Origin of the sequence: Zoogloea sp., from assembly GCF_028693495.1 — a bacterium.
In the GTDB taxonomy this organism is placed as follows: Bacteria; Pseudomonadota; Gammaproteobacteria; order Burkholderiales; family Rhodocyclaceae; genus Zoogloea.
Genome location: NZ_JAQUVG010000111.1, coordinates 1 through 10766 on the forward strand (window position 1 = coordinate 1; position 10766 = coordinate 10766).

Here is a 10766-nt window from a genome sequence, read left to right on the forward strand (position 1 = left end):
AATGAACGGTCCAGACGGTGGACATGTTCGCTACCCTGACCGGTAGCCCCTGAGCCTCCAGGCAGGCATTCAAGCGCTGTGCCCGGCTGTTCCAGAGCTCATCGAGCCCGGAGTACAGCGCCTGGACTTGCGGAGTGTCAAGACGCTCGAGGAATTCGGCCATGGCCCCCATCACCTGAGGATGGGCGTTGAAGGTTCCCCTCGCAAAGCAGATGTCTGCCGGCCGGTCCTCCCGAAAGCGCTGCATGAATGCTGCCTTGCCGCAGACCACACCCACGGGCAATCCACCACCGAGGGTCTTGCCGTAGGTCACCAGATCGGCCTGAACCCCAAAGTACGCTTGTGCCCCGCCCGGGGCCAGCCGGAAGCCCATGAACACCTCATCAAAAATCAGCACGATCCCCCGCTCGGAGCACACCCGTCGAAGTGTCTTCAGCCAGGCCGTGTACGCCGTCCGATCAAAAGCGGCTCGCCGGCTGCTGTCCACCAGGGAAGAGTCGCTCGGGGCCGAGCCGTTTGGGTGAAGGGCCTGCAGAGGATTGATCAATACGCAGGCAATATCCGTGCGTCGGGACAGTACCCGCAAGGCGTCCGGGTGCATGTCGTCCAGGGTGTAAGTGTGCCCGGCAGCGAGCGGATTGCCGACGCCCGGCTGCACATCTCCCCACCAGCCGTGGTAGGCACCACAGAAACGTACCAGGTGGCTACGTCCGGTGTGGTAGCGAGCCAGGCGCACGGCCTGCATCACCGCTTCGGTTCCCGACATGTGGAAGGACACTTCGTCGAGCCGGGAAATTTCCTTGAGGCGCCGGACGTTGTAGGCAAGCAAGGGATGATAGGCCCCCAGCACCGGCCCCAACGCCTCGACCCGCTCGGCACCGCGGGTCATGCACTCCTTGTAGAAATCGTAGCCGAACACATTCACCCCGTAGGAGCCGGCCAGGTCGTAAAAGACATTCCCGTCCAGGTCGGTCACCGTCACCCCCCGGGCGGACTGAAGGATGCTGCCCCCCTTCAGATGCTGACGGACCAGGCCGCTGAACTGGAAGGGAACCCGGTAGCGGCTGGTGAACTGGAGGTCCGATACCCCCTCCTGGAGCTCGGCACTCAGGGCTGCACTATGGGCAAACCGGGTCCGGTACAGATCGGCCAGCCGGAAGAAGGCGTCCCGACGACGGGAGGCGATGTCCGGCGGGGCGTCATCGGCCCGAAAGAATGTTCCTTCATCGTATTCATAGAACGGCAGCCAGCGCGCCACCCGCCGGGACATCCTGGCATGTCCGGCCAAAGAACGGTGCTTGCCCTTCGACAGCTCCAGACGCCGCTTGGCCTTCATCACCAGGCCAGGCAGGGCTATGGCCCCCAGGCTGGCCCACATCCATGCATCTTCCACGCGCGATCTCCGCAATCGAAAGATGACTGATTTAACCGACTGCCATTACAGTGCCATGACCGACCCTTCCTATCCGACGCCCTCCTCCACCCGCCACGGCCTGCATCGTCTGATTGAACAGGAGGATCTGAACTTCCTGCTCACCAACCGGTTACCCCGGGCCCTGCTGACTCGTTTCATGGGATGGTTCAGCAAGATTGAACACCCGCTGCTGGTGAAGCTGTCCATCAGGGTCTGGAGGCTGTTTGCCGATCTGGATCTCTCAGAGGCACGCAAGACGGAATTCCGGAGCATCCATGACTGTTTCACCCGGGAACTCAAGGCGGGGACTCGCCCGATTGACCCGGACCCCCGGGTACTGACCAGCCCCTGCGATGCGATCGTGGGTGCCTGCGGGCAGGTGGAGGGCACGACGGTGCTCCAGGCCAAGGATGCCCCCTATCCCCTGATTGATCTTCTGGGGAAGCCCGAGCTGGTGGAACAATACCGGGATGGCAGCTACGTGACCCTGCGCCTGAAGTCCAGCATGTATCACCGCTTCCACGCGCCGGCCGATCTGGAGGTGGAGCACGTCACCTACATTTCCGGAGATGTCTGGAATGTCAATCCGCCCGCCTTGAAGCGGATCGCGGGCCTTTACTGCAAGAATGAGCGGGCTGTCATCCGTACCCGGCTCCGGAAAGAGGGGGCAGTACTGACGCTGGTTCCGGTCGCCGCCATTCTGGTCGCCAGCATCCGTCTTCACTGGCTGAACGTGCTCCTGCACCTTCGCTACAGAGGCCCCCATGAGATGCCGGGTCGGGCCAGCTTCGACAAGGGGCAGGAAATGGGCTGGTTCGAGCACGGTTCCACGATCATCGTTTTTGCGCCCGGGGGCTATCGGCTGGCAGAAGGCCTTGGTAATGGAAGTCCCATCCGGATGGGCGAAGCCCTGCTGGTCAGCCCTGCCCTGTGAATTTTTCAGGAGAACAGGCAAAAAAGGGCAGATACCGGATGGTATCTGCCCTTTGACTGGCGCGCTCGGCAGGATTCGAACCCACGACCCCTTGGTTCGTAGCCAAGTACTCTATCCAACTGAGCTACGAGCGCTTTATTTGTGCCGCCTGAACACCAGCGACCTGTTACTCACAATCAGCTTCCATGCTTGCCTTCATGGGGCCTGCACTTCAGCTCAGGAAGCCGCTTGGAGCGACTTCAATCTTTTGGCGCGCTCGGCAGGATTCGAACCCACGACCCCTTGGTTCGTAGCCAAGTACTCTATCCAACTGAGCTACGAGCGCACTTTTCAGCATCCGACTGGATAAGTCATTGATCGCTCAACAACCCTCACAATCATTAAAACAATTCACACTAAATTTCTCTGGTAATACCTAGTCTGGCAAGACTTGGCGCGCTCGGCAGGATTCGAACCCACGACCCCTTGGTTCGTAGCCAAGTACTCTATCCAACTGAGCTACGAGCGCGTCGAGAGGTCGAGATTATACATAGAGAAAACAAAAATGGAAGGCCGCCGTCAAAAATTTTGATCCTGCGCCGTCGTCCGGTTAAAAATCCTGCCTTCCTGACGGAGCACTGGTTAAGCTCTTGAGCTTGCCCATCTGCTACCGGCTCCCGGATTCAAAGGATCGCCATGCCCACCACTTACCTATGGACGCCGCCCGCTCCACCCTCCCTCGCCGTGGAGGGCATGACCGCCCGATTCCCCGTCCACCGGATCTTCTGTGTCGGGCGCAACTACCCTGCTCACGCGGTGGAGATGGGACGCCCGGTGGACAGGCGGACAGCCCGTCCCTTTTATTTCATCAAGAGCAGCGCTCATCTGGTGGAGAGCGGAGCTGCCATTCCTTATCCGCCGGGCACCGGCGACTTTCATTACGAGACGGAGCTGGTGGTGGCCCTCGGCGCTTCCGGCTTCCGGATCGCACCGACCGACGTCCACACGCTGATTTTCGGCCATGCCTGCGGGCTCGACCTGACCCGGCGGGATCTCCAGTCCGTGGCCAAAGAAGAAGGGAAGCCCTGGGACCTGGGGAAAGATTTCGAGCAGGCCGCCGTATGCGGCCCTCTCCGTCCTCTGCATGGGGACACCCTGCCGGATCGGGGGTCCATCTCCCTGGAGGTCAACGGGGAGCGCCGTCAGTCCTCTGACCTCTCCCGGATGATCTGGACCGTCCGGGAACTGATCGCCGACCTGTCCACCTTCTATCACCTGCAGCCCGGCGATCTGATCTATACCGGCACCCCGGAAGGTGTGGGCCCGCTCCACCCGGGAGACCGGCTTGAGGGGGAGATCGAAGGCGTCGGCCGGGTCCGTCTCTCCATCGACAGTCCAGAGTAAAGGGGATCACCATGCTGGGGGTTGCAGACTACGGCACCTTCGTTGCCTCGGTGATCCTGTTCCTGATGATCCCCGGGCCTGGCAACCTGGTGCTGATCACGTCCACCGGAAAAGGGGGGGTTCCTGGAGGCCTTGGGGCAGCATGCGGGGTGATTCTCGGGGATCAGATCCTCATGTGGCTGGCAGTGGGTGGCGTCGCCACCCTGCTGACAGCCCACCCTCTGGCGCTCGGGACAGTCCAGTGGGTCGGGTCCGCTTATCTGGCCTGGCTGGGTTTCCGGATGCTTTCCGCCAAGCCGGGCGCCAGGCCCATCCTGAATATTCAGCCGCGTCATTACCTGCGGCAGGCCCTGGTCATCACCCTGCTGAATCCAAAGGCCATCATGTTCTACATGGCTTTTTTCCCTCTGTTTGTCGATCCTTCCCGACACCAGGGCATGATCACCTTCGCTTTCATGGCTGCCACGATTGCGGCACTGACCCTGACCTACTGCCTCATTGCGATTACCCTTGTCCGCCTTCTGGCTGCACGACTCCAGGACAATTCACGGATTTCAGGAATCGTCGAGAAGCTGGCGGGCCTTTTTCTGGTCGGGTTCGGGATCCGGCTGGTCAGCGGCCAGTAGGCTTGCCCTGCCCATTCGTTAAAACAGCATCCCCTCACCCGGAATCCTCAAGGAACCCATGACGACATGCGCGCCTACCTTTGCCACGCCTTTGGCCCCCTGGATCAGCATCACGCCGGACAGCTGCCCGACCCGACCCCCGCCGATGATGAAGTCATTGTTCAAGTGGAGGCTGCGGGGGTCAATTACTACGATACGCTGATCGTCCAGGGGCGCTACCAGCTCAAGCCAGGCCTGCCCTTCTCCCCCGGCGGCGAGTTTGCCGGACGGATCAGCGCGATAGGCGCGCAGGTCGAGGGTTTTCAGCTGGGTCAGCGGGTCCTCGCCTTCAATTCCTTCGGCGGCTATGCAGAAAAGGCCCGCGCCAAGGCCCGCCAGGTTTTCCCGCTGCCGGATGAGGTCGCTTCTGATGTGGCCGCCGCCGCCCTGGTCGCCTATGCTACCGCCTGGCATGCCCTCCATGACCGGGCACGCATGCAGCCGGGTGAAACCGTGCTGGTGCTGGGGGCGGCAGGCGGCGTGGGACTGGCTGCCGTGCAGATTGCCCGGGCTGCCGGCTGCCGGGTCATTGCCGCTGCCAGCAGTGACGACAAACTTGCACTGTGCGCCGAGTCTGGGGCTTGTCTGGGGATCAACTACCGGGAGCAGGCTCTTAAGGAGGCCGTCAAGGCAGCCACCGCGGGACGAGGGGCCGATATCGTTGTGGATGTGGTGGGCGACGCCTACACCGAAGCGGCAGTCCGGGCGACTGCCTGGCGGGGGCGGGTGCTGATCATCGGCTTCGCAGCAGGAGAGATTCCCCGCGTACCTGCCAACCTGCTCCTCCTCAAGGGCTGCGATCTGCTTGGGGTCTTCTGGGATGAGTTTCTTCGCCGCGAACCAGAGTCCTGTCATCGGCAGGTGGCTGCCGTCCTGGCGGGTATTGCCGACGGCACCCTGCGCCCTCCCATCCAGGGCCGCTACCCCATAGAACATGCTGGCGAAGCTCTCCGGGTTTTGGCCGAACGCCGTGCCACGGGCAAGCTGCTGATTACGCCCTGACGGCCCACCTGGGAGCGTGTCCTTCCTCTTTCTGTATCCCCGTACCGACCGCGCCACTGCCGCCAGCCGGACAACGCTCCGGTGACTCAATCCCCTGCATCCCCTTCCAAAGGGCGTGGGGGTCAGTGGAGAGGGATAAGGTCTGTCCGAACACCAGCGGTGCGAGAAGGCACAGGCTGGCGACCGTCGTCGCCAGGATCCGGGCGGGCCGATACCAGGCGGGCAGCACATGACGACGCATCGCCCGCAGGTCAAAAAGCAGGTGCAGACAGAAGGCCAGCACCAGCACACCCAGATCGATACCCATGGGGAGCATCAGGGCGAACCAGCCCAGCAGGGCCGGCACGACGCTCCAGCAGAGGAGCACTGAACGGTCACTCCGGCTACCGGAAGGGTGACTGATGGCAATTCCCCAATGCAATGCACCGACAAAAGAAAGGATTACCGCACCGTAGGTCACAAGGGGATGGTGCAGCAGCGGCGCGTGGGCGCCATCCATCAAGACAGACGCGACCGCCAGGCTGACGAAAGGAATCAGTCCTCCCATCACGAGCAGGTAAGCCGTTGATGCCGCGACGGGTGAGTGCTGGGGGTGAAGGTTGGAGAGGTGTGGGTAAGCATTCATGACAAGCCTCCGGTTTTCATGTTTGTCCTGGACAAAAATAGATTAGCACTGGCTGAAAGAAAAACAAACAAACAAATTCATCAACCAATTTTTATAGAAAATATTGATATTTATTAGTTCATGTTTATACGAGAGGCTGTTTTTTAAAAACTTGCGTTGACTTTTGTCTACGTCAAATTAAGGTAGAGGCAGCTTCGGCGTTCCATCCCACAGCGTCGCAGCCTTCTGCTCATCTTCTGGAGCCAGGCCGGCCGCTCACAACAGGCCGGCCTTTTTTTCGGGCCGTTGGCTTGTCCCGCTCGGGGATCGAACAATTCAAAAAGCAGAATTTGCTAATATTCTCTTCTCCGCCCTTCGGGCGCTCACTGAAGAGAACAAACTCATGAAGACTGCCCACGACCTCGTAGTGGCTGCCAAAGCCCGGATCCAGGAAGTTGCCCTCGACGACGCCGAACCAGCAATCCGGGATGCCGATCTCCTGATCGATGTACGTGAAGGAGATGAATTCGCTGCAGGCCACATCCCCGGAGCGATCCTTATTCCCCGCGGCATGCTGGAATTCCGCCTCAGCAATACTCCTGAGCTCTCCACTCGCGATCTTCGGGTGCTGGTTTATTGCAAGACCGGGGGTCGAGCTGCTCTGGCTGCGGCAGCCATGGCCGACATGGGCTATCTGCATGTGCGCTCTCTCGCGGGGGGCTTCGACGCTTGGACTGGGGCGGGCAAGCCGGTTGCCCGCCCTACCCTTCCGTCCTTCGAATAGACTCAGGGAAGGCTGAGTCGCCAGGGTTTACCCTCTTTTCAGGCTTTTACGCAGCACCAGCGAACCCTGCCGGCTCCAGCCTGTCGACTGTTGCCAGACAGCCATGTAAGGTCATGGTTTGTCATGTATCTTTGACTGTTCATGCGGAGCAAGCCAGTGAAGAAGCGTTTGATCGGGGCCCTCATGGCCGTGGCGTTTGCAGGGCCAGCGGCCTCCACCGGAATGGCTGTCGGTAATGTGTCGGCCACAACCGCCGCCCCTCGGCTGGCCCCGACCCAGGAGCAGGCCCAGACTGCCTACCTGAGCGCTCAGTTGCTGGGTCGTTACCATTACAAGTCGGTTCCCCTTGATGACGCGCTGTCTGAAAAAATCTTTGACCGTTATCTGAAGGCGCTGGACCCGGAGCGGCTGTTTTTCACCCAGGCTGACGTGGACAGTTTCGCCGAGGCACGCACCCGTCTGGATGACGCCATTCAGCGGGGCAATCTGGACATACCCTTCCTCATGTTCCAGCGCTTCGAGGCGCGGAGTATCGAACGTCTGACCTACGCCCGCGATCAGCTCCGGAAGGGATTCGATTTCTCGCTTCAGGAAAACTACCCTTACGCCCGGGACAAGGCGCCCTGGCCCAGGGACGATGCTGAAGCCCAGGATCTGTGGCGCAAGCGCGTCAAGAACGACTGGCTGCGTCTCAAGCTGGCAGGCAAGGACGACAAGTCGATTCGCGAGACCCTGGGCAAGCGCTACGACAATTACCTGGCCCGTTCCAGTCGCAACAAGAGTGAGGATGTGTTCTCCATCTTCATGAACGCCTACGCCATGTCCATCGAACCTCACACCAACTACATGGGCCATAGCGCGTCGGACGATTTCGACATCTCGATGCGTCTGTCTCTGGTGGGCATTGGTGCTGTGCTTCAGGAACGGGACGAGTACATCACGATCCGCGAGTTGGTCCCCGGTGGGCCGGCGGCTCGCTCGGGTCGGCTGGCGGTGGGTGACCGGATCGTCGGAGTGGGCCAGGATGACAAGCCGGTTGCCGATGTGGTGGGCTCCCGAGTGGATGAGGTGGTCAAGCTGATCCGCGGTACAAAGGACACTCGTGTGGTCCTGGATGTGCTGCCTGCAGATGCCGGCCCGGATGGCAAGCACAAGCAGATTGTGCTGCTCCGCGACAAGATCAAGCTCGAGGAGCAGGCTGCCAAGAAATCCGTGATCCGCCTTGGCGACGGTGCTTCTGCCCGGAAGATCGGCGTCGTCAGCCTGCCAACCTTCTACGAGGACTTCGAGGGCCGCCGCCGGGGTGACAAGGATTTCCGCAGCGCCAGCCGCGATGTTGCCCGCCTGATCGCCGAATTGAAACAGGAGAAGGTCGAAGGCCTGATCCTGGACCTGCGCAATAACGGTGGGGGATCCCTGAAGGAAGCTGTCGAGCTGACTGGACTGTTCATCGACAAGGGCCCGGTCGTTCAGCAACGTCGGACCGATGGCAAGATCGGCATCGAATCTGATGAAAAGCCCGGTGTCACCTGGGACGGACCGATGGCGGTGATGATCAACCGGGCGTCAGCCTCTGCCTCAGAGATTGTAGCGGCCGCCCTGCAGGATTACGGGCGGGCTCCGATCATCGGTGAGCAAAGTTTTGGCAAGGGCACTGTCCAGACCCTGGTGAATCTCGACGAAGTGGCCCGTAACGACAAGCGCAAGTTTGGTGACGTGAAGCTGACGGTGGCGCAGTTCTTCCGGATCAACGGCGGAACGACCCAGCTCAAGGGGGTCATGCCCGACATCCGCTTTCCCTCCGTGTCCGATCCGGATGAGTTCGGCGAATCCAGTTACGACAACGCCCTGCCCTGGACCACCATCGACTCGGCCAGTTTCAAGCCCGTGGGCAACCTCAGGGACATGGTTCCCGCCCTGCAGAGTCGTCATGCTAGCCGGGTTGCTCGAGACAAGCGCTTCCAGCTGCTGCTGGAGGACGTGGCGGAAGTTCAGCGTCTGAAGGCCAGCCGGCTGATCTCCCTCAATGAAACGGAGCGGCGCAAGGAAAAGGAGGCCAGGGAAGCCCGGCTCAAGGCTCGGGAGAAGCTCGAGGGCAGCGACGGGATTGCCGCCCTGAGGGATGACGGCCTGCAGGCAGGTGAGCGTAGCCTGGCCGCCGATCTGGCTGTCGAGAAGGCCAGAAAGGATGCCAAGGACGTATTGCTGGATGAAGCTGCGCGCATTGTGGCTGATGTGGCCGAGCTGCAGGGAGACAGAACCCAGCTCGTGCTGCGCAATGACAAGAGCCGGCAGGCAACCCAGATCCTTCGCTAAATCTGCAGGCACTGATCCAGCAAACCCAACAGCCGGATCCGTAAAACAAAATGGCGATCCAGGAGATCGCCATTTTGTTGTGCCGGACTTCCCCGGCAAGCCAGGGCAGCGACTTAGCGGTTGACCGCGTCCTTGAGCTTGGAGCCAGCGGAGAACTTGGGCTGCTTGGAGGCAGCGATCTGAATCTCGGCGCCGGTCTGGGGGTTGCGACCGGTACGGGCAGCGCGCTCGCCCACGGCGAAGGTGCCAAAACCGACCAGCGTAACGCTCTCACCCTTGGCCAGGGTCTCGGTGATGAGGTCCATCACGCCGTCCACGGCGCGACCTGCCTCCGCCTTGGTCAGGCCACTCTTGCCAGCCAGCGCATCAATCAGTTCAGTCTTGTTCATAGCTCGTCTTTGGTAGGTGAAAGAAAGGGGTTGATCAGAGAGCCCCATGGGTCGGCCCTGCATTCACTGGCGCAAGCCCTACCCGCAGCCGTTAGCTTACAACGCTCTTTTCCGCCTGTGGCGGCTATCTCTAGGTTTTACGCGGTTCAGGAAAGATTTCTTGGCAAAAAGGAGCTGCTCAACCCTGGCCAAGCTCGCGAACCCGCTCCAGCGCCTCTTCGATGCGGTCGACAGGGATCACGCGCATGCCGGGGATGTCGTTCTTGGGTGCGTTTGCCTTGGGAACCAGGGCGAGGGTAAAGCCAAGCTTGGCAGACTCCTTCAGACGCTCCTGTCCCCGCGGGGCGGGACGGATCTCCCCTGCCAGGCCCACCTCACCGAAAACCACCAGCGCTTTTGGCAGGGGCCTGCTGGTGAGGGAGGACACGATCGCCAACAGCACGGCCAGGTCGGCCGCAGGTTCAGTGATCTTGACGCCGCCTACCGCATTGACGAAAACATCCTGGTCAAAACACACCACACCCGCATGCCGGTGCAGCACGGCCAGTAACATCGCCAGGCGATTCTGCTCCAGGCCCACAGACAGGCGTCGCGGGCTCGGGCTATGAGCCGAGTCCACCAGAGCCTGTATTTCCACAAGGAGCGGGCGCGTACCTTCCTGGGTCACCAGCACGCAGGAGCCGGGTACCTGCTGCCCATGCTGGGACAGGAAGATGGCCGATGGATTCGAAACGCCGCGCAAGCCCTTCTCGGTCATGGCAAACACGCCCAGCTCATTGACGGCTCCGAAGCGGTTCTTGAAGGCGCGGACCAGTCGGAAACTCGAATGAGTGTCCCCCTCGAAATAAAGCACCGTATCAACGATGTGCTCAAGCACCCGCGGGCCGGCCAGGGCACCGTCCTTGGTCACATGGCCGACCAGGATCAGGGTCGTGCCGCTCTGCTTGGCAAAACGCGTCAGCTGGGCTGCGCACTCCCTCACCTGGGCGACGGAGCCTGGTGCAGAGCCCAGGGTCTCTGAATAGATGGTCTGAATGGAGTCGACCACCGCCACTTCGGGACCTACCTCCCGTAGCGTACCCAGGATGCGCTCGAGATTGATCTCCGGCAGCAACTGGAGTCCCCGGGCATCCAGTTGCAGGCGCTGGGCCCTCAGGGCCACCTGTTCGGCAGACTCCTCCCCGCTCACGTACAGCGCGCGCTGGCTCACGGACAAGAGGGCGAGAGCCTGGAGGAGAAGAGTGGATTTGCCAATCCCCGGATCGCCACCGATCA

At 61.2% G+C, this 10766-nt stretch carries 10 protein-coding genes and 3 tRNA genes; 6 read left to right on the forward strand and 7 right to left on the reverse strand.

Annotated elements, in window-relative coordinates; genetic code table 11:
- Window positions 1-1393: aminotransferase class III-fold pyridoxal phosphate-dependent enzyme (locus PHD22_RS14715; protein WP_299868447.1), on the reverse strand; the 1393-nt coding region annotated here is incomplete at its 3' end.
- A 22-nt stretch (window positions 1394-1415) separates the two neighbouring features.
- Between PHD22_RS14715 and asd the strand changes: the two genes are divergently transcribed.
- A complete protein-coding gene (asd, locus tag PHD22_RS14720) occupies window positions 1416-2348 on the forward strand; it encodes an archaetidylserine decarboxylase (RefSeq protein ID WP_299868450.1) in 933 nt (310 codons plus the stop codon).
- A 57-nt stretch (window positions 2349-2405) separates the two neighbouring features.
- On the opposite strand, the gene PHD22_RS14725 is transcribed toward asd, so the two are convergent.
- The 3 genes from PHD22_RS14725 to PHD22_RS14735 form a co-directional block, all read right to left on the reverse strand.
- Window positions 2406-2482: transfer RNA gene (locus PHD22_RS14725), tRNA-Arg, on the reverse strand.
- 114 nt (window positions 2483-2596) lie between these two features.
- Window positions 2597-2673, reverse strand: a tRNA-Arg gene (locus PHD22_RS14730).
- A 106-nt stretch (window positions 2674-2779) separates the two neighbouring features.
- Window positions 2780-2856: transfer RNA gene (locus PHD22_RS14735), tRNA-Arg, on the reverse strand.
- 167 nt (window positions 2857-3023) lie between these two features.
- On the opposite strand from PHD22_RS14735, the gene PHD22_RS14740 reads away from it, so the two are divergent.
- The 3 genes from PHD22_RS14740 to PHD22_RS14750 all read left to right on the forward strand — a co-directional run bounded on the left by PHD22_RS14740 (window position 3024) and on the right by PHD22_RS14750 (window position 5398).
- Entirely contained in the window at window positions 3024-3731 is a 708-nt protein-coding gene (locus PHD22_RS14740; RefSeq protein WP_299868453.1) for a fumarylacetoacetate hydrolase family protein, read from the forward strand.
- Window positions 3732-3742: 11 nt separating this feature from the next.
- Complete coding sequence (locus tag PHD22_RS14745) at window positions 3743-4357, forward strand: LysE family transporter (protein WP_299868456.1); 615 nt, start codon at window positions 3743-3745, stop codon at window positions 4355-4357.
- 66 nt (window positions 4358-4423) lie between these two features.
- Window positions 4424-5398, forward strand: a complete 975-nt coding sequence (locus PHD22_RS14750) for an NADPH:quinone oxidoreductase family protein (protein ID WP_299868459.1) — start codon at window positions 4424-4426, stop codon at window positions 5396-5398.
- On the opposite strand, the gene PHD22_RS14755 is transcribed toward PHD22_RS14750, so the two are convergent.
- Window positions 5388-6023 (reverse strand): DUF3429 domain-containing protein, encoded by a 636-nt coding sequence (locus PHD22_RS14755; RefSeq protein WP_299868463.1) that lies wholly within the window; start codon window positions 6021-6023, stop codon window positions 5388-5390. The two genes, PHD22_RS14750 and PHD22_RS14755, sit on opposite strands and share 11 nt — an antisense overlap.
- A 382-nt stretch (window positions 6024-6405) precedes the next feature.
- On the opposite strand from PHD22_RS14755, the gene PHD22_RS14760 reads away from it, so the two are divergent.
- On the forward strand, window positions 6406-6786 hold the full coding sequence (locus PHD22_RS14760; protein ID WP_299868466.1) for a rhodanese-like domain-containing protein: 381 nt from the start codon (window positions 6406-6408) through the stop codon (window positions 6784-6786).
- 156 nt (window positions 6787-6942) lie between these two features.
- Window positions 6943-9102: a carboxy terminal-processing peptidase gene (locus PHD22_RS14765; protein WP_299868469.1), complete on the forward strand. Its 2160-nt coding sequence runs from the start codon at window positions 6943-6945 to the stop codon at window positions 9100-9102.
- A 113-nt stretch (window positions 9103-9215) separates the two neighbouring features.
- Here the strand turns inward: PHD22_RS14765 and PHD22_RS14770 are convergent, their stop codons facing one another.
- The gene (locus PHD22_RS14770; RefSeq protein ID WP_299868472.1) at window positions 9216-9491 is read right to left on the reverse strand and encodes an HU family DNA-binding protein; all 276 of its coding nucleotides are present in this window, start codon (window positions 9489-9491) and stop codon (window positions 9216-9218) included.
- A gap of 178 nt (window positions 9492-9669) precedes the next feature.
- Window positions 9670-10766: DNA repair protein RadA (radA, locus tag PHD22_RS14775; RefSeq protein ID WP_299868475.1), on the reverse strand; the 1097-nt coding region annotated here is incomplete at its 5' end.